20 protein-coding genes are annotated in these 17,433 nt (G+C 60.8%); 14 read left to right on the forward strand and 6 right to left on the reverse strand.

Going from position 1 to position 17,433, the window contains the following annotated elements:
* From flhB to motA, 5 genes are all read right to left on the reverse strand, one after another.
* Positions 1 to 1,080 (reverse strand): flagellar biosynthesis protein FlhB, encoded by a 1,080-nt coding sequence (gene flhB, locus VH564_RS00570; protein WP_423337888.1) that lies wholly within the window; start codon positions 1,078 to 1,080, stop codon positions 1 to 3.
* 127 nt (positions 1,081 to 1,207) lie between these two features.
* Positions 1,208 to 2,248 (reverse strand): flagellar motor switch protein FliG, encoded by a 1,041-nt coding sequence (fliG, locus tag VH564_RS00575; RefSeq protein WP_423337889.1) that lies wholly within the window; start codon positions 2,246 to 2,248, stop codon positions 1,208 to 1,210.
* 29 nt (positions 2,249 to 2,277) lie between these two features.
* Positions 2,278 to 2,823 carry a flagellar motor switch protein FliN gene (fliN, locus tag VH564_RS00580; protein ID WP_423337890.1) on the reverse strand — a complete coding sequence of 182 codons (546 nt, stop codon included), beginning with the start codon at positions 2,821 to 2,823 and terminating at the stop codon, positions 2,278 to 2,280.
* Between the two features lie 66 nt (positions 2,824 to 2,889).
* A complete protein-coding gene (locus VH564_RS00585; protein WP_423337891.1) occupies positions 2,890 to 3,831 on the reverse strand; it encodes a FliM/FliN family flagellar motor switch protein in 942 nt (313 codons plus the stop codon).
* A complete protein-coding gene (motA, locus tag VH564_RS00590) occupies positions 3,828 to 4,700 on the reverse strand; it encodes a flagellar motor stator protein MotA (protein ID WP_423337892.1) in 873 nt (290 codons plus the stop codon). The genes VH564_RS00585 and motA overlap by 4 nt, the downstream gene beginning before the upstream one ends.
* 225 nt (positions 4,701 to 4,925) lie before the next feature.
* On the opposite strand from motA, the gene flgF reads away from it, so the two are divergent.
* The 13 genes from flgF to fliP all read left to right on the forward strand — a co-directional run bounded on the left by flgF (position 4,926) and on the right by fliP (position 14,009).
* A complete protein-coding gene (flgF, locus tag VH564_RS00595; RefSeq protein WP_423337893.1) occupies positions 4,926 to 5,663 on the forward strand; it encodes a flagellar basal-body rod protein FlgF in 738 nt (245 codons plus the stop codon).
* Between the two features lie 118 nt (positions 5,664 to 5,781).
* A complete protein-coding gene (fliI, locus tag VH564_RS00600; protein ID WP_423338695.1) occupies positions 5,782 to 7,143 on the forward strand; it encodes a flagellar protein export ATPase FliI in 1,362 nt (453 codons plus the stop codon).
* The gene (locus VH564_RS00605) at positions 7,103 to 7,702 is read left to right on the forward strand and encodes a flagellar protein (RefSeq protein WP_423337894.1); all 600 of its coding nucleotides are present in this window, start codon (positions 7,103 to 7,105) and stop codon (positions 7,700 to 7,702) included. Before fliI ends, VH564_RS00605 begins: the two co-directional genes overlap by 41 nt.
* 183 nt (positions 7,703 to 7,885) lie before the next feature.
* Complete coding sequence (gene flgB / locus VH564_RS00610; RefSeq protein WP_423337895.1) at positions 7,886 to 8,275, forward strand: flagellar basal body rod protein FlgB; 390 nt, start codon at positions 7,886 to 7,888, stop codon at positions 8,273 to 8,275.
* Positions 8,276 to 8,279: 4 nt separating this feature from the next.
* The gene (gene flgC / locus VH564_RS00615; protein WP_423337896.1) at positions 8,280 to 8,693 is read left to right on the forward strand and encodes a flagellar basal body rod protein FlgC; all 414 of its coding nucleotides are present in this window, start codon (positions 8,280 to 8,282) and stop codon (positions 8,691 to 8,693) included.
* Between the two features lie 2 nt (positions 8,694 to 8,695).
* Entirely contained in the window at positions 8,696 to 9,043 is a 348-nt protein-coding gene (locus VH564_RS00620) for a flagellar hook-basal body complex protein FliE (RefSeq protein ID WP_423337897.1), read from the forward strand.
* Between the two features lie 17 nt (positions 9,044 to 9,060).
* Complete coding sequence (flgG, locus tag VH564_RS00625; RefSeq protein WP_423337898.1) at positions 9,061 to 9,849, forward strand: flagellar basal-body rod protein FlgG; 789 nt, start codon at positions 9,061 to 9,063, stop codon at positions 9,847 to 9,849.
* Positions 9,850 to 9,867: 18 nt separating this feature from the next.
* Positions 9,868 to 10,359 (forward strand): flagellar basal body P-ring formation chaperone FlgA, encoded by a 492-nt coding sequence (gene flgA, locus VH564_RS00630; protein WP_423337899.1) that lies wholly within the window; start codon positions 9,868 to 9,870, stop codon positions 10,357 to 10,359.
* Entirely contained in the window at positions 10,356 to 11,474 is a 1,119-nt protein-coding gene (locus VH564_RS00635; protein WP_423337900.1) for a flagellar basal body P-ring protein FlgI, read from the forward strand. Before flgA ends, VH564_RS00635 begins: the two co-directional genes overlap by 4 nt.
* Positions 11,471 to 12,022, forward strand: a complete 552-nt coding sequence (locus VH564_RS00640) for a MotE family protein (RefSeq protein WP_423337901.1) — start codon at positions 11,471 to 11,473, stop codon at positions 12,020 to 12,022. Before VH564_RS00635 ends, VH564_RS00640 begins: the two co-directional genes overlap by 4 nt.
* Positions 12,019 to 12,732, forward strand: a complete 714-nt coding sequence (flgH, locus tag VH564_RS00645) for a flagellar basal body L-ring protein FlgH (RefSeq protein WP_423337902.1) — start codon at positions 12,019 to 12,021, stop codon at positions 12,730 to 12,732. The genes VH564_RS00640 and flgH overlap by 4 nt, the downstream gene beginning before the upstream one ends.
* A 36-nt stretch (positions 12,733 to 12,768) precedes the next feature.
* Positions 12,769 to 13,275 (forward strand): flagellar basal body-associated FliL family protein, encoded by a 507-nt coding sequence (locus VH564_RS00650; protein ID WP_423337903.1) that lies wholly within the window; start codon positions 12,769 to 12,771, stop codon positions 13,273 to 13,275.
* Positions 13,272 to 14,009 (forward strand): flagellar type III secretion system pore protein FliP, encoded by a 738-nt coding sequence (fliP, locus tag VH564_RS00655; protein WP_423337904.1) that lies wholly within the window; start codon positions 13,272 to 13,274, stop codon positions 14,007 to 14,009. Before VH564_RS00650 ends, fliP begins: the two co-directional genes overlap by 4 nt.
* A 64-nt stretch (positions 14,010 to 14,073) precedes the next feature.
* Here fliP and VH564_RS00660 read toward each other — a convergent pair whose 3' ends face one another.
* Positions 14,074 to 16,017, reverse strand: a complete 1,944-nt coding sequence (locus tag VH564_RS00660; RefSeq protein ID WP_423337905.1) for a glycosyl transferase — start codon at positions 16,015 to 16,017, stop codon at positions 14,074 to 14,076.
* A gap of 323 nt (positions 16,018 to 16,340) precedes the next feature.
* On the opposite strand from VH564_RS00660, the gene VH564_RS00665 reads away from it, so the two are divergent.
* The gene (locus tag VH564_RS00665; protein ID WP_423337906.1) at positions 16,341 to 17,255 is read left to right on the forward strand and encodes a flagellin; all 915 of its coding nucleotides are present in this window, start codon (positions 16,341 to 16,343) and stop codon (positions 17,253 to 17,255) included.
* Positions 17,256 to 17,433 lie beyond the last annotated feature (178 nt).

The raw sequence follows: 17,433 nt of genomic DNA on the forward strand, positions 1-17,433 counted from the left end.
TTATGGTACCCGCTTATTATTCGATTTCGCCGCGTAGATCCGATGGATCAATTCCGCGACGGCCTTAAAAAATACTGACGGGATGACACTATCGACCGAGACTTGCGCAAACATGGAGCGCGCAAGGGGTGGATCCTCGAAGACCGGGATGTTGTTTTCCTCGGCAAGCTCCCTGATTCTGAGAGCAATCAGGTCCTGGCCCTTGGCAACCACAACCGGGGCGTCGTTCTCCGAACGCACGTAGCGCAGTGCGACCGCAAAGTGGGTCGGGTTCGCGATCACCAAGGTTGCACGCGACACATTCTTCATCATTCGCCGCCGTGCGCGGTCGCGGGCGATCGACCTCTGACGCGCCTTGACGATGGGATCGCCTTGCGCCTGCTTGAACTCGTCCTTGACGTCCTGCTTACTCATGCGCAGCTGCTCGTACCAATGATGGCGCGTCCAGAACAGGTCGATGATGCCGACGATCGCGGTCGCCAGCAGCACCACGATGAGGATTTTCCTGATGATGCTCGCCAGCCGCACAAAAATCGTCTGTGGGTCGGAGAACATCGAATCGATCGAGCTGAAGAACTCGCTGCGCAGCACGAAGAACATGACGATGCCGACCACGACGATCTTCATCATCGACTTGCCGAATTCCACCAGGCCGGGCACGCTGAATATCCGCTTCCAGCCCTCTATGGGGGAAATGCGCGACATCTTCGGACTGATTCGATCCAGCACCACGCTTGGCAGATTCTGCGCGACGGAAGAGCTGATGCCGAACAGGAAAAACAGCACGACGGCCGGCAGCAGAAGATTGGCGATTTCCCAGCCGATCTTGACAAACAGCGACATCACGTCGGAGCCGGTGTCCAGGCGCCACTGGTCCGGCTGCTCGAAGAGGTCGCGCAGGGTTTCGCCCATGCGCCCCATGCGCTCCGGCAGGAAAAAGATCATGTAGATGAAGGTGGCGAGCATGGAGGCGAACAAGGTCGCCTCTCGTGACGATGGAATATTGCCCTTGTCCGCCGCTTCCCGAAGTTTTTTCTCGGTCGGATTCTCGGTCTTGCTGTCTTTGTCCTCGTCGGCCAAATCCGCTGCCCTCTACAAAACCGAAAGGCCGCGCATCATGCGCAGCCGCGTCGGGAGAGCCTAGACCTCTCGCCTGTCGGGTTCAACTCGCGCCTGAGGCGACAGCCACCTTGTCAACAGTCGCGGCTTAAGCGGCGGCGTTGTCGGCTGCCGGCGGCTCCTTCAGCTGGATCTGGCCGGAGTTGGCAAGCCGAATCGCTTCCTGGGCGATGGCGCGGCGGGCAATGGCGATTTCGCGCGGGTTGATGCCGGTCGCGCCGGACGCCAGATCGGACTCGATCATGCGGCGCTGGCGTGGGCTGATCGAGGCCAGCACGGTCTCGCGCATTTCCGTCGACGAGCCGCGCAAGGCCATCGTCAGGATGTCGGCGGAGATGTCGTTGAGCAGCAGCACGCGGCCACGCTGCGGCATCAGCATGAGGTCGTCGAACAGGAAGATCTTCGGGCGGACCTTGTCGACCGATGCCTGGCTGAGGGATTCGAGCGAACTCAGCAGCGTGTCGACCTGCGGCTTGTCCATCTCGTTCATCAGTTCCGCCACCTTGGCCGAACCGCCGGCATTGCGTTCCATCTCGATTTCGGCGAGCAGGGCGACAACGCGGTTCTCGATGATCTGGGCCGCTTTCGGGCTGACGTCCTTGAGGTTGACGGTGCGGTTCATGATGTCGGCGCGCTGGGCGTCGGGGATCTGCATCAGCACCTTTGCACCGAAGGAGGACGGCATCATGGAAAGAATGTAGGCGATCGTCTGCGGGTGTTCCTTCAACAGGAAGGTGCCGACGAAAGCGGGATCGCCTTCGCCCAGACGATCCCAGATTGAGGTTTCGAAAGCTTGGAAAGCGGTCCGGCGGCCGAGCAGGCTGTCGACCTCGTCAGGCGTCAGGCCTTCCTCGAGAATGCTCTCGATGGCCTTCGCGTTGTCCATAAGGCCTGCGCCTTCGGTGAACAGGTCTTCGAATTCCGCGACCAGCACCGCCAGCTCATCCGGAGGAATGACGCGGAGCGACTGGGCGGATGCGATGATCAACTGCAATTCGTGCTGGGTAAAATATTTCAGCAGACGTCCCGCAACTTCCTTGCCCATAGCAAGCAGAACGGCTGCGGCTTTTTCAGCCTGAGATAACGGTTTCTCGGCCACTGCGCCGCCGAAATCGTCAAAGTCCATCATGGTCTTCTCCGTCCCAGACTTGGGGGGTACTAGGCTTTCTTCGAGCTCAAGACTTCAATCAGCTTGATCCCGAAACGCGTATCGTCATTTTCCAGCACGGTGATTTCGCCCCGGGCGATCCTGCGGCCGTTGACCGTGATCTCGACAGGCTCGCCGATCTTCTTGTCGAGGGCGATGATCGCCCCTTCCGTCAAATTCATCAGGCCGGAGACCTGCATGCGGCTGCTGCCAAGTACGATCTGGACATCGATCGGGATGTCCATGATCAGGTCCATGTTCGACGTCAGGGCGCTGCCTGGCGCCTGATGCGTCTCAAACGATGAATCGCCGAAGCCGCCCAGGTCCGAATCTGTTGTCGCTGCATCATCGCCGAAATCTCCAAAACTGGAAAGACCCATTGGAGCGGCAGCGACGTCGTCGTCATCTGAGCCGAAATCTCCGCCGAAATCAGAGAGATCGCCCGAATCCTTCTTCAGAACGCCGCGAAGTCCGTCGATCGCCTCGTTCAGTTCGTCCTCGTTCCCCGGCAGGTCGAGGGCGTCTTCGCCGATAGTTTTTGTTTTCCTGGGTGCCATGACATTACTATTCCAGTTGAAACTTGCCTCAGGCTGCCGTTGGCTGCTCCGGGCTTTCGAAACCGATTAATTCATCAAGTGTTTAAGAAGCTCGCTATCGGAATTTATGGTGTCCTTGACGCGTACCGTGTAGTTCTCGCCTGATCTGCCAAACTCGCAGACATAGAGGTCCTTGCCATTGGCACTCACCTCCACCTTGACGTCCTCGCTATCCAGGAATGGGATGACGTCTCCCACGGCAAGCCTGGAGATGGTCTCCAGCGTCAGCGACTGCAGCCGGATGCGGGCGTCCATCGTCACCTCAGAGCGATGGACCTGATGGGTCAGCTGTTGCGTCCAGGCTTCGGACTTCACCGTCGGCGCCTTGGCCTTTGGTGGCGTGACGACCGTCTTCAGCAGCACCTTTTGCGGTACGACAAGCGTGAAGTGCGAGACGCACGTACCGAGCTTCACCGACATCTTGATCGCCGCTGCATATTCGTCCGGCTGCCCTTCCGGCGGCGGAAGCCGATCCTCGATGTTGCGTGGCGCCTCCAGATAGGGTTCGAATGCGCCTGGTGCGTTGACGGCCGACCGCAGGACATTGGCGATCTTGTCGAAGACCATGACGGCCAGATCGAGTTCCATCAGCGACAGCGGCCGAAGCGCCGGCGGAGCCATGGTCTCCGGCATTGCCCCGAGCATCCGCTCCATCAAGGTCAACACGAACCCGTTGCCGCAGCCGAGAACGAAGTTCTGCGACCAGTTGCGCAGCGAGCCGTTGACGACCGAGACGTTCGGACCAAGTCCGGCGATCAACTCGTCCATCGCGCCCGTCTTGCTGCCGGCATAGGCAACGGTGATGTCGAGGCCGAGCTCGCTCTTGATAAGATCGGGAAGAAACTCGGCATAGACCAGGCCCATCGAGGAGCACAGCTTTTCGACCCGCTGGTGGTCGCCAAGCCCGCCGGTCAGCTTGGCGAGGAGGGTCGGGCTCATCGGCGCGCGGGGTGTGTCATTCATCGTCAAGCTGCCTTGTTCTCGCCGCCCGGGTTCATCATTTCCTGCTCGACGGCGTCGATCGAAGGACGCTCATAGGCCGAAATGGTCTTCCGCCCGTATTCCAGCGCCACCTGCGGCACGGAGCCGTTCATGTAGGCGAGCAGCGTCTGTTTGACGATGACATAGAGGCGATGCTGCTTGCTGCGGACGATCTTGATCTGGGAGACCAGCGGCGCGCAGACCGAGTAGGACAACAGAATGCCGAGGAAGGTACCGACCAGCGCCGAGCCGATCAGCTCGCCCAGCACTTCGGGTGGATCGTTGATGTGGCTCATGGCCTTGATGACGCCCAGCACGGCGGCAACGATACCGATGGCCGGAAAGGCGTCGCCCATGGTCGAGATCGCGTAGAATGGCTTCATCTTGTCATGGAGGATGGTGTTGATTTCCTCGTCCATCAGCGCCTCGATCTCGTGGCTGCGGGCATTGCCGATGATGATCAGGCGAACATAGTCGCAGATGAAAGCCGTCAGTTCCTTGTTCTTGAGGATCGTCGGCGCGGTCTGGAAGATCGAGGATTCATCGGGATTGTCGATATGCGCTTCGATTTCGTTGCGCGACTTGGTGCGCAGATCGCGCATCAGGGCGTAGAGCACGCCCAGCACGTCCAAGTAATTGCGCTCCTTCGGCACCGAATGCTTGAAGGCCTCACCCAGCGCCTTACCGGAATCCTTGATGACTTTCATGGTGTTGGCCATGATGAAGCCGCCAAAGCCGGCGCCGCCGATGACGAGAAACTCGTATGGCTGCATCAGCGCTCCGAGATGGCCACCCATGGCCATAAAGCCACCGATGATGCAACCGAAGGTCACAACAAATCCGATTATGATATTCATCGACGGTCCAAACCTGATGTTGTTTCTACGGCTTGAAGTAGGGCGCCTATCTTGCGTGAAGCTGTTTCCACGCCGCTTTGCCAAGCCCTCCATAGTGTCAGCCTCGCGCAAGCAAGCGCTGGCATAAGGCAGGCCAAGGGCATCGATGCCCAGCTAACGAATGGATGACGCACGCCACGAGCGGCCGCCATTTCCGTTATTCTCCAATGTCCGGAGGGCGTTGCTATGCAGTCTGGTATTTATGTGTCCCTATCGTCTCAGATGGCTCTCGAGCGACGTCTGACCACGATCGCCGACAACATGGCCAATGTGAACACCACGGGCTTCCGCGGTACGGAAGTCAAGTTCAACCAGGTGCTCAGCAACACGGACAACAAGCTTGGCTCCAAGGTCGCCTTCGTCACCCAGGGCAACGACTACCTGTCCAGCGATAACGGCGAACTGCAGAACACCGGCAGCTCCTTCGATTTCGCGGTCAAGGGCGAGGCCTGGTTCGGCATCAATACCCCTGCCGGCACCGTGCTGACCCGCGACGGCAGGTTTTCGATGACATCGACCGGCGCACTCGTATCGGAGCGCGGCTTCCCGGTTCTCGACCCGAACGGCGGCCAGATCCAGCTCAATCCGCAGGGCGGAGAGCCGAGCGTCACGTCCAACGGCGAGATCTTTCAGAACAACAAGCAGATGGGCACGATCGGCCTTTACTCGGCGGATATCAGCAAGGGCTTCGTGCGCTATTCGAACAGCGGTGTCATTCCGGTGGAAACCCCGCAGGCCGTCGTCGACAGTTCGAAGGTCGGCATTGCCCAGGGCTATCTTGAGAATTCCAACGTCAACGGCATGCGCGAAATGACCCAGCTGATCGAAGTCAGCCGTGCCTTCGACAACATATCGACGCTCACAGGCGCCAGCGAAAGCTCCCTCCAGGAAGCGATCAAGACCCTCGGCAGCAAGTCATCTTAAAGGTTAGCCGATGGATCAGCTCGCAGATCAGGCACTCGACCTGGACATCGACCAGGAACAGGATCCCGACGCCGTAGCGGAGGAATTGCCGGCGGCGTTCAAGCTGCCGCCGGTCCCGATGTCGCCGAAGCTGTCGCAACTGGCCGATCTCGCCCGCTATTACAGCCTTCCCGCCAATGCCGTCGCCCATGGCGGTCATGTCCGCACGATCGCGGCAGGCCACTATACGGTGTCAGGCCTATCCCGGCACGTCCGGCTCGGCGAATTCGTGGCCCACCGCTCCGCCACCGGCGATCATCTCGGCGAAGTGGTGCGGGTCGAGCAGGACCTCATTTTCGTCTGCCCGATCGAGCCGGGGGAGCCGATTGGCATCCACGATACGGTCATCCAGAAGGGCGCGTTTCGCATCAGCCCCTCGGCCGACTGGTGCGGCCGGACGATCAATTCGCTTGGCGAGCCGATCGACGGTTTGGGGCCGCTGACGCAGGGTTCGACGCCGCGCTCGATCTCCAACATCGCGCCGCCGTCGATGACGCGCCAGCGCGTCGATACCGGCTTCAAGACGGGTGTGCGGGCCATCGACATCTTCACGCCGCTCTGCCTCGGCCAGCGCCTCGGTATCTTCGCCGGTTCCGGCGTCGGCAAGTCGACGCTGCTGTCGATGCTGGCGCGGGCCGAAGCCTTCGACAAGGTCGTCATCGCACTCGTCGGCGAACGTGGTCGTGAGGTGCGGGAATTCATCGAAGATACGCTCGGGCCGCATATGAGCAAGTCGGTTGCTGTCGTGGCGACCAGCGACGAGAGCCCGATGCTGCGCAAGATGGCGCCGCTGGCCGCCATTACGATCGCCGAACACTTCCGTGACGCCGGCGACAACGTGCTGTTGATCGTCGACAGCGTCACCCGTTTTGCCCATGCCATCCGCGAGGTGGCAACGGCGTCAGGCGAGCCGCCGATTGCGCGTGGTTATCCGGCCTCCGTCTTCACCGAGCTGCCGCGATTGCTCGAACGCGCCGGTCCCGGCCCAGAAGGCACCGGTACGATCACCGCGATCATTTCGATCCTGGTCGACGGCGACAACCACAACGACCCGATCGCCGACAGTACTCGCGGCATTCTCGACGGCCACATCGTGCTTCAGCGCAGCTTGGCCGAAGAGGGACGTTATCCGCCGATCGATCCACTGGGCTCGGTCTCGCGTCTTGCGCGAAAGGCGTGGACGCCCGACCAGGAAAAACTGGTGTCGCGGCTGAAGTCGCTGGTGCATCGCTTCGAGGAGACACGCGACTTGCGCCTGATCGGCGGCTACCGGCAAGGCAGCGATCCCGATGTCGACATGGCAATCAAACAGGTTCCGATCATCTACGACGTCCTGAAACAACTCCCGACAGACCGTCCTTCCCTCGATGCGTTCACCGATCTGGCGACGGCATTGAAGAATGGTGCCGCCAACCCGGCCACAGCAAGACCCAGAGGCTGACGTGAAAGCAATCGAGATAGACGAAACGGTGAAGCCGGCAAAAGCCCCGAGACGCAGGCGCCTTCTTCGCACCGACAACGCGCTCAAGGCGGCGGGCCTCTGCCTCGCCGCCCTGTCGGCCTTCTTCCCATGGTATGTTTTCCTCAATCCCGAAAAGTTCGGCATTGCCCAGACGGATGGTGATCGAACCCGGGCGTTGCCGGAAGGCTGGGCGGCGCGCAACGTCTTCAGTGTCTCGCCGATGGCGCTGACAAACAGCAACAGGACCGACAGCACGCCCCCTGTCGATATCGACCGACTGACGACCGCCACCACCGCTCCCACCGCGCCGGGCGATATCAAGGGCCCCGACGCGGAAAACCAGCCGTTCCCCGGCGGCTCTGACTTTCGCCTGCTGCACGTCTCCAACGGCCGGGCCCTCATCCAGGATGCGGCCGGCATGTATGTCGTCCGGATCGGCTCCGTTCTCCCGGACAACAGCCGCCTCTCGCGCCTCGAACAGCGCAAGGGCAAGTGGGTGATGATCACATCGACCGGCGCGGTCTACGGCGACGAATAACGGGCTCGCCGTCGGCTGCCACTTCCCGAACCCTATCGAAAGAAGCCCTGCGCACCGCCTTTGCGCAGCTGCGCACCGATGCCCATCGCCTACATTCAAAATCGCGCAATAAAGCGAGTATCCCGCAAGTCCCACGCAAGATTACCCGCCTAGTGTGCAAGCATAAGAATGGAGATGATCCCCATGCAACCGATTCAACTTTTTGACCTAGCATCGCGACAAGCAGAATGGCTGTCGGTTCGTCAACAGGTGGTTGCAGGCAACATCGCCAACGCCAACACCCCCAAATTCCGTGCCAAGGACGTAACGCCCTTCGAAGCCGTGCTCAGCAACCAGTCGGTTGGACTGGCGCGGACCAACCCGTCGCATCTGTCGGGCATGGACATGGATACCGGGGGGGTCGGCGTCGAAGAAGCTCCTCTCGCGCAGGAAATCGGTGTCCAGGAATCGGGCAACACCGTTGGCCTGGAGTCCGAACTGACCAAAACCGGTGAGATTCAGCGGCAATACGGTCTGAATACCGCCCTCGTCAGTTCCTTCAATCGCATGATGATGATGGTCGTAGGGAAGTAAGAAAATGGATCCATTAACTGCCGCCATGAAGGTGGCGGGCTCAGGTCTCGAGGCTCAATCGACCCGCCTGCGCATCGTATCTGAAAATATCGCCAACGCACGCTCGACCGGCGATACGCCGGGCGCCAGCCCCTACCGCCGCAAGACGGTCACCTTCGGGGCGGAACTCGATCACACCAACAACCTGACGACAGTCGGCGTCAAGAAGGTCGGCCAGGATCAGGGCAAGTTCGTCGAGGAATACGATCCCGACAGTCCGGCCGCGGATACACGGGGCTACGTCAAGATGCCGAATGTCAACGTGCTCGTCGAAATGGCGGATATGCGCGAAGCCAATCGCTCCTACGAAGCCAATCTCCAGACGATCAAGCAATCGCGCGATCTTATCAATTCCACCATCGATTTGTTGAAGTCCTGATCATGATTGACGCTATCAAAAGTCTCTCCTCGCTGTCGATGACGCGCGACCTCAACAGTATCTCGGAGGACACCTCGTCCTCCCTGACCGGCGGCTTGACGCCTCCCGCTGCAACGCCGGGTACAGACACCGGCATGAGCTTTGCCTCGGTCATGAGCAACATGGCCAAGGACACGGTCAGCACCCTGAAGGGCGCGGAAGCCGCATCCTTCGCCGGCATCAAGGGCACCATGGGCACCCGCGAGGTGGTCGATGCCGTCATGCAGGCCAATCAGACCCTGCAAACAACCATCGCAGTCCGTGACAAGATCGTTTCGGCCTTCCTAGACATCACTAGAATGCAGATTTAACGGGATCGGACGAAGACATGAGAGCGCTTGCCATTGCGGCTACGGGCATGGATGCCCAGCAGACCAATCTCGAAGTCATCGCGAACAACATCGCGAACATCAACACGACGGCTTACAAGCGCTCCCGCGCCGAGTTTTCGGATCTTCTCTACCAGACAGAGCGCGCCAAGGGCATCTCCAACCGTCCGAACCAGGCAGCGGTGCCGGAAGGTGCCAACATCGGTCTCGGCGTACAGACCTCGGCCGTCCGCAACATCCATATCCAGGGCGAGTTGTCGCAGACCGAGAACGACCTCGACGTTGCGGTCGTCGGACGCGGCTGGTTCCAGATCCAGATGCCCGACGGCACGACGGCCTTTACGCGCGCCGGCTCGTTCAACAAGAGCGACACTGGCCAGATCGTTACCGTCGACGGTAACATTTTGCAGCCCGGCATCACCGTGCCGAACAATGCCAGCAAGATCACGATCAGCAGCTCCGGCGAAATTGCCGCCACCATCGGTACGGCGACGACGCCGACGGTGCTCGGCCAGCTTCAGCTTGCCAACTTCGTTAACGAGGCCGGCCTGCAGCCGATGGGCAGCAACCTGTTCACCCAGACGCCGGCGTCAGGCGATCCGGTGGTGTCCAATCCCAATCTCGACGGCTTCGGTGCCATCAAGCAGGGCTACCTGGAATCGTCCAACGTCGACCCGGTGAAGGAAATCACCGAGCTTATCACCGCCCAGCGCGCCTATGAAATGAACTCCAAGGTCATCACGACGGCCGACGACATGGCCTCCGTGGTCAGCAAAAACCTCAAGTAAACGAAGAGAGGGCCGGACATGACGTTTCGCCAGGCAAAAAGCATAGCAGTCGCGTCGCTCGCGGTGGCGAGCCTGGCATTCGGGCTCGTCTCGGCCCCTCGCGTGAGCGCCGAGGACCTCGGGCTTGGCAAGGCCGTCGTCCCGACGGAAGCCATCTATCCCGGCGACATCATCAGCAGCGGTCAGTTGGAGGAGGTGCAGATCACCAATCCCAACCTGACCGGCGACTTTGCCCGCTCGATCGACGAGGTGGTCGGCCGCGTCTCCAAGCGGACATTGCTGTCCGGCCGGACGATCGCAATCTCCGCTCTCCGTCAGCCTTTCGCTGTCACCCGCGGCTCCAATGTCCGCCTGGTGATGAGCATGGGCGACATGACGATATCCGCCGCCGGCACGCCGCTGGACGACGGTTCGATCGGTGACAAGGTGCGTGCGCGCAACATGGATTCCGGCATCATCGTCAACGGCACGGTCCTCGAAAACGGTACAATCCGTGTGGTAGCGAAATGAAAAGCCTGCGCCTCCTCCTTGCCGTTCTCATCGCGTTGCCAAGCCTGATCGTCCCCGGTCCAGCGGCGGCGATGAGCTCGCGTATCAAGGACATCGCCTCGCTCCAGGCGGGGCGCGACAACCAGTTGATCGGCTACGGCCTCATCGTCGGCCTGCAGGGAACCGGCGATGGGCTGCGCTCGTCGCCCTTCACCGAGCAGTCGATGCGCGCCATGCTGCAGAACCTCGGCATCTCGACGCAGGGTGGTCAGTCCAGCGCCAAGAACACGGCGGCCGTCATGGTCACGGCCAATCTTCCTCCTTTCGCCAGCCCCGGCAGCCGCATCGACGTCACCGTCAGCTCGCTCGGCGACGCCTCATCGCTCCGGGGCGGCACGCTGATCATGACGTCGCTCAGCGGCGCCGACGGACAGATCTACGCGGTTGCGCAGGGCTCCATCATCGTTTCCGGCTTCCAGGCCCAGGGCGCGGCCGCCACCGTCACCGAAGGCGTCACCACCGCCGGACGTGTTCCGGGCGGCGCGATCGTCGAACGGGAGCTGCCGGCGCGCTTCAAGGATTCCGTCAATCTGGTGCTGCAGCTGCGCAACCCTGATTTCTCGACCTCGATCCGCATCGCCGACACCGTCAACGCCTATGCGTCCTCGCGCTTCGGCGCGCCGATTGCCGAAGCCAAGGATTCGCAGGAAGTCGCCATCGCCAAGCCGAAGACGGCCGATCTTACACGGCTGATGGCCGATCTCGAAAATCTCGAGGTTCAGACCGACACGCCGGCCAAGGTTGTCATCAACGAGCGCACCGGGACGATCATCATCGGCGCCGATGTTCGCGTCTCGCCGGTGGCCGTCAGCTATGGGACATTGACCGTGCAGGTCAGCGAGAACCCGCAGGTCATCCAGCCGCAGCCCTTCAGCAACGGCGAAACGGCGATCCAGGACCAGACCGACATCTCCGCGACCAAGACCGGTGGCCGCGTGGCCGTGCTGCAGGGACCGGATCTGAAAACGCTGGTTTCCGGCTTGAACAATATCGGCGTCAAGCCTGACGGCATCATCGCTATCCTCCAGGGCATCAAGTCGGCTGGCGCACTCCAGGCGGAGCTTGTTCTCCAATGATAGGCTCAAAGCTAAACTCCCATCTCCGCGCAAACGGTCGGACCCTTGCCCTTGCGGCGGTCGGGGCAGTGCTGATGGTCATCCCCGGCGCCTTTGCCGAGGAGGCCGCCAAGCCTGCGGCCGATCCCTCCGGTAGCCAGGATGAAATCCGCCAGTTCTGCACCAGCATCGCCGATCCCGCCCGCGACCAGCGCTATCTGTTGCAGAAGCAGGCTCTCGAGAAGCTGCAGTCCGATGTCGACGCGCGCATCGCCATCATGGACCAGCGCAAGGCAGAATACGAAGATTGGCTGAAGCGCCGCAACGACTTCCTCGCCAAGGCCGACGACGGCCTTGTGCAGATCTACAAGAACATGAAGCCGGATGCGGCGGCAGCCAGCCTAGACAACGTGAAGATCACCATCGCCTCGGCGATCATCATGAAGCTGAAGGCCAGCCAGGCGAGCCTCATCCTCAGCGAAATGGACCCGCAGAAGGCGGCGACCGTGACCAACATCATGTCCAGCGCGTCCGATCCGAACACGTCGAAGACGAAGGACACACAATGAAGAAGTCTCTTCCGGTCACCATCGCCGCCGTGGTGATGCTTGCGGGCTGCCAGTCCCAGGCGATCAAGGAAATCGGCCGCGCCCCGGCCATGAGCCCGATCGGCAGCGGCCTGCAGTATGCCCAGACGCCGCAGATGTCGCTGTACCCGAAACGACCGCATCAGGTGGCGCAGGGCTATTCACTGTGGAGCGATTCGCAGGCGGCCCTGTTCAAGGATGCCCGCGCGCTCAATGTCGGCGATATCCTGACGGTTAACATCTCGATCAACGACAAGGCCAACTGGGACAACGAAACCAATCGCGACCGCACCAACAAGAGCGGCATGAACTACGATGTCAACGCCAATATCCTCGGCTGGAACCCGAAGACGTCAGGCGCCGGCACATACGGTTCTGACACGTCAACGGACGCCAAGGGCAAGATGCAGCGCTCCGAGCAGGTCACGCTGCTGGTCGCGGCCGTCGTCACCGGGATTCTGGAAAACGGCAACCTCGTCATCAGCGGCTCGCAGGAAGTCCGCATGAATCAGGAAATCCGTATTCTGAACGTCGCCGGTATCGTCCGGCCGCAGGACGTGACCGCCGAGAACACGATCTCCTACGAAAAGATTGCCGAGGCGCGCATCTCCTACGGTGGCCGTGGCCGCTTGACCGAAATTCAGCAGCCGCCGCGCGGCCAGCAGGCCGTCGACCTTCTGTCGCCTCTATAACGGCAGCGGGCGAGACAAAGGAAAAGGCGGACGGCGATGGCAGACGAAGAAGACGGCAAGAAAAAGAAGAGTTCGCTGGTCCCGTTGATCGGCGGCGTCGTGCTCCTCACCCTGGTCGGCGGCGGCGCCGGCTGGGCGATCGGCAAGATGGTCGCGCCGAAGATCGTCTCGGCCGAAAAGGCCAAGGAGGCTGCGGCACCGAAAGCCGCTGAAGGCAAGAAGGGCGAGGGAGAAGGGCTGCCGACGATCGTGCCCGAAGCCAACGGCATCGTTCAGCTCGACCCGATCACATCCAACCTTGCCTATCCCTCCGAAAACTGGGTTCGGCTCGAAGTTGCGCTGGTGTTCAAGGGGCCGACAGACGTCAAGATGGCGGAGGACATCCACCAGGATATCCTGGCCTATATCCGGACCGTTTCGCTGCAGCAGATCGAGGGTCCGCGCGGCTTTCAATATCTTAGGGACGACATTCAGGAACGTGTTGACCTGCGCTCGGAAGGGCGCGTATCGAAGGTGATGTTCAGAACCTTCGTCATCGAATGATTCGATTCTTATGCCTTTTCATCGCCATCATGGCGATACCCGAACTGGCGTCGGCGCAACAGCTTCCGACGGACCTTTTTAGTGCGCCGGTGAGCGGCTCTGCCGCCTCCTGGATCATCCGCACCTTCGGCCTGCTGACGATCCTGTCGATCGCTCCGGGCATCCTGGTGATGGTCACCAGCTTTCCGCGCTTCATCATCGCGTTTTCGATCCTGCGCTCGGGCATGGGCCTGTCGACCACACCGTCCAACATGATCCTCCTCAGCCTTGCGCTGTTCATGACCTTCTACGTCATGGCACCGACATTCGACCAGGCTTGGAAGGAGGGCGGCGCGCCGCTGCTGGCAAACCAGATCAACGAGACGGAAGCCGTCCAGCGCATCGCCGAGCCGTTCCGCACCTTCATGGCCGCCAATACGCGCGAGAAGGACATCAAGCTCTTCGTCGACCTTGCGCAGGAGCGCGGCCAGACGGTCGTCGTCGACAACAAGGTCGACTACCGCGTCATCATCCCGGCCTTCATGATTTCAGAGATCCGCCGCGGCTTCGAAATCGGCTTCCTGGTCGTCCTGCCGTTCCTGGTCATCGACCTGATCGTCTCCACCATCGTCATGGCGATGGGCATGATGATGCTGCCGCCGACCTCGATCTCGCTGCCGTTCAAGATCCTGTTCTTCGTCCTGATCGACGGCTGGAACCTGCTGGTCGGCAGCCTGGTCCGATCGTTCCACTAGCTTTAACCCGACGTTAACCCGTCACCGGTCCGCGCCGAGGTTTTCCCCCCGGCGCGTCTCGTCGCTATTCGGCTGCGATCGCGTGCGGTGTCTCGTCCTCGACCATGAACGGCACGGTGCGGGCGGGGAGGGCGGGGACGTCGAAGTGGTCCGGCTCCAGCCCCTGCCTGCCGCGCGCATACATCGTCTCGTAGGCAGCCTCCAGATGGCTGCAGAAGCGCTCGGCGTCGAACAGCGGCTGGATGTAGCGATTGCGGATCAGGCGGTCCTTGTATTCCTGGACGCGGCCCCGATCGCTGGCGAGTTCAACCGCCAGGTCCTCGTAGCCCTGCATGTCGGCGGCAACCAGTTCCGGGACGCCGATGGCATTGAGCAGGCTTTCGCTGACGCGGGAGGCGAAGTTGGTGCCCTTCAGCGTCAGGACCGGCAATCCGCCCCAGAGCTGCTCCGAAGTGGTCGTGTGGCCGTTCACCGGGAAAGTATCGATGCCGAGATCGGCAAGCGCCTGGCGATCGATGTGCTCGTCATAGCGAATGCGGGTGGTGTAGACGATGCGCTTGCGGTGGATGCCGCGGGCGTCGAAGCGGGCGGCCAGATTAGCCTCGGCGCGCGGCCCGTTGCACAGGATCCACAGGACCGTGTTTTTGGTGCGCTTGAGGATATTGCACCAGACATCGACCATCTGCGAGGTGATCTTGCGGTTGCCGTTGAACGACGCAAACACAAATGCGTCTTCCGGCAGGCCGTGCGCGGCCCTGGTCGTCGGCCGTGGCTTCGGACGGTGGATAGGATCGTTCGGCTGATAGCACTCGGGAAGGCGGCAGAACTTCTCGTGGAAATGCGCCTTGGAGTGATCCGGCAGCACAAAGTGATCGCCGATGATGTAATCGAGGTCGATGTTGACAGTCGTGCCGGGAAAGCCGAGCCAGGCCACCTGTATCGGCGCCGGCATATGGTTGAGGATCTTGGCGCGCGTGTCCTTGGTGTGCCCCTTGAGGTCGACGAGGATATCGATGTCGTTCGACCGGATGAGCTGGGCAGCCGCCTGGTCGCTCATATCGCGCACGTCCACTACCTTGCCCCATTTCGAGAAGTCGAAGGGTTGCTTCTGCTGGCTGTCCAGCGGCGAGTGGTCGAACAGGACGATTTCGAAACGATTGGTGTCATGGAGCTCGAGAATGCGCTGCATCAGCTTCATCGTCGCGTGCCCCGGCCAGAAGTCCGAGGAAAGGTAGCCGACGCGGATCTTGTCGCCCCAGACGTGCGGCATCTTCCGGCGCACGTCGCTGTGGCCTTCCGGGATCGGTGTCGAGTCATGCACGGCGAGCTTGTTCAGCGCCTCGTCGCCGCACCAGTGAAGGTGGAAGAAGGGGTTGTCGAGCCGGATATAGTCCAGCTTGCCGGCAGCCGTTGCTGCGAAGATCGGTGCTGCCTGGACGTCGATGGCGGCGAGGTCGGAAAATTCGCGGCAGAAGATCAGGCTGAGCGTGCGGAAGGTGATGTTCTCTGGATATCTCTTGAAGAGCGTCGCGGAGATATGCCGGTTGCCGTCGTCGTAGAGATCGTCGGTCAGGAGCTTTGCCGCCAGCGTCAGGTGGCGCAGGTGAGAGCCGTTGGCCAGGACCTTCTTGAGGCCGCCCAGCAGTTCCTTCTGCTGGCGCGCAAGCAGGATGGTCGCGAGCACGAAGGCCACGTCCGGATCCTTGAGCGCCATCTGGAAGATCAGCGATCCGATCGCCAGGGCTTCGTCCTCGTTGCCGCTTTCGAAATGCAGCAGAATAGCTTCGCGAAGATATTCCTCCCGAATGGGCTTCTGTCGACCTGCGAGTTCGAAAGAGCTGGCCGCCTCGGATTTAAAGCCGAGCTTCTGCAGCGTCTTGCCGAGCAGGGCGTAGACCTTCGGCGACTTGTCAACGTCGATCAACCCGTTCAGCGCTTCAAGCGCGCGGGTGTACTGGCCCTTCCGGTAAAGATCTGAGGCGATCGAGATAGTCGGTTTGTTGCTCAAGGGTGCCAAACTCCACGCGGATCGGGACGGAAATCGGGGACGGCGAAGGCTGTCTCCGGGGATTCGTCTGCCATCATCGCGTGCGTAGCTTGCGTCAGGCCGGTGCAGTAAATTAACCGATTCAGCCGGTGTTAATGATGACTCGATGCACTCCGGCCCGCCAGGCCCCGGTTAAGTAGTTGGAAACAAATAGATGTGATTTTGAGCCCACATGACGGGTTTGGTGTCCAAAATGATGACACCGAGGCATGATGCCGCTCCGTGATCGCCGGTATTGAAGTCCGGTAATGTCCTCCATTTGTATCCAGTTCAGGGGACAACCTATGACGAGCATTAACACCAACAGCTCCGCAATGGCGGCGCTGCAGACGCTGCGAAATGTCAACAGCAACCTGACCTCCACGCAGACTGCCGTATCCACCGGCCTGCGTATCTCCAAGGCATCCGACAATGCCACCTACTGGTCGGTCGCCACAACCATGAAGTCGGACGTCGGTGCTCTCGGTGCCGTTTCCGACGCTCTCGGCCTCGGCGCAGCCAAGGTCGACACGGCCTACACTGCGATGGACAGCTCCATCAGCATCGTCAGCCAGATCAAGGACAAGCTCGTCACTGCCAAGGAAGGCAGCGTCGACAAGACCAAGGTTCAGGCTGAACTGAGCCAGCTCCAGTCGCAGCTGAAGAGCGTTGCCCAGTCGGCCTCGTTCAACGGCGAAAACTGGGTCGCTGCCGCTTCCGGTGGCGATGCCTCGGTCGTTTCTTCCTTCGTCCGCGACTCCTCCGGCGGCGTATCGGTTTCTTCCGCGACCTACACCTTCAATTCGGGTGCCAAGGGCAACGTATTGTTCGGCGCGAGCGGTGGCAGCATCGACACGACCAAGGGCATCCTCGGCACGGTTGACGCAAGCGCCGGCGGCTACTCCGTATCCAGCCTGGATATCTCGAGCATGACTGGTGGCCAGATCGACAGCGCCATGACCATGGTCGAAACGGCTCTTTCTGCCATGACCAGCGCTGCAGCCCAGCTTGGTTCGCTGTCCAGCCGTATCGATCTGCAGACCTCGTTTGCCTCCTCGCTGAGCGATGCAATCACATCGGGTGTTGGCAAGCTGGTCGATGCCAACATGGAAGAGGAATCCAGCAAGCTTTCGGCTCTGCAGACACAGCAGCAGCTCGCAATCCAGTCCCTGTCGATCGCCAATTCCTCGTCGCAGGGCATCCTCTCGCTCTTCCGTTAACCGACGGAACAAGGTTTCCGCAAAACGGGTAACCTTCCTAAACAAAAAGTTAAACCGCGCCCTGCTAAGGCGCGGTTTTTTTATGCAATTTGTTCTTGTCCATTTCACCTTCCTTAACTGTATTGGTGTCATCTAGGCTCATGAAACGGCGAGTTAACCCTACTGACTACGGTTAACA

The organism is Rhizobium sp. HT1-10, assembly GCF_049472505.1.
Classification (GTDB): Bacteria; Pseudomonadota; Alphaproteobacteria; order Rhizobiales; family Rhizobiaceae; genus Rhizobium.

Bases quoted from the DNA above. Each gene is read 5' to 3' on its own strand.
- fliP (WP_423337904.1), top strand. From the start codon at position 13,272: ATGATTCGATTCTTATGCCTTTTCATCGCCATCATGGCGATACCCGAA.
- flgH (WP_423337902.1), top strand. From the start codon at position 12,019: ATGAAGAAGTCTCTTCCGGTCACCATCGCCGCCGTGGTGATGCTTGCG.
- VH564_RS00650 (WP_423337903.1), top strand. From the start codon at position 12,769: ATGGCAGACGAAGAAGACGGCAAGAAAAAGAAGAGTTCGCTGGTCCCG.
- VH564_RS00635 (WP_423337900.1), top strand. From the start codon at position 10,356: ATGAAAAGCCTGCGCCTCCTCCTTGCCGTTCTCATCGCGTTGCCAAGC.
- flgA (WP_423337899.1), top strand. From the start codon at position 9,868: ATGACGTTTCGCCAGGCAAAAAGCATAGCAGTCGCGTCGCTCGCGGTG.
- fliG (WP_423337889.1), bottom strand. From the start codon at position 2,248: ATGATGGACTTTGACGATTTCGGCGGCGCAGTGGCCGAGAAACCGTTA.
- flgF (WP_423337893.1), top strand. From the start codon at position 4,926: ATGCAGTCTGGTATTTATGTGTCCCTATCGTCTCAGATGGCTCTCGAG.
- fliN (WP_423337890.1), bottom strand. From the start codon at position 2,823: ATGGCACCCAGGAAAACAAAAACTATCGGCGAAGACGCCCTCGACCTG.
- flgB (WP_423337895.1), top strand. From the start codon at position 7,886: ATGCAACCGATTCAACTTTTTGACCTAGCATCGCGACAAGCAGAATGG.
- VH564_RS00640 (WP_423337901.1), top strand. From the start codon at position 11,471: ATGATAGGCTCAAAGCTAAACTCCCATCTCCGCGCAAACGGTCGGACC.
- motA (WP_423337892.1), bottom strand. From the start codon at position 4,700: ATGAATATCATAATCGGATTTGTTGTGACCTTCGGTTGCATCATCGGT.
- VH564_RS00620 (WP_423337897.1), top strand. From the start codon at position 8,696: ATGATTGACGCTATCAAAAGTCTCTCCTCGCTGTCGATGACGCGCGAC.
- fliI (WP_423338695.1), top strand. From the start codon at position 5,782: ATGTCGCCGAAGCTGTCGCAACTGGCCGATCTCGCCCGCTATTACAGC.
- flgG (WP_423337898.1), top strand. From the start codon at position 9,061: ATGAGAGCGCTTGCCATTGCGGCTACGGGCATGGATGCCCAGCAGACC.
- VH564_RS00605 (WP_423337894.1), top strand. From the start codon at position 7,103: ATGGTGCCGCCAACCCGGCCACAGCAAGACCCAGAGGCTGACGTGAAA.
- VH564_RS00665 (WP_423337906.1), top strand. From the start codon at position 16,341: ATGACGAGCATTAACACCAACAGCTCCGCAATGGCGGCGCTGCAGACG.
- flgC (WP_423337896.1), top strand. From the start codon at position 8,280: ATGGATCCATTAACTGCCGCCATGAAGGTGGCGGGCTCAGGTCTCGAG.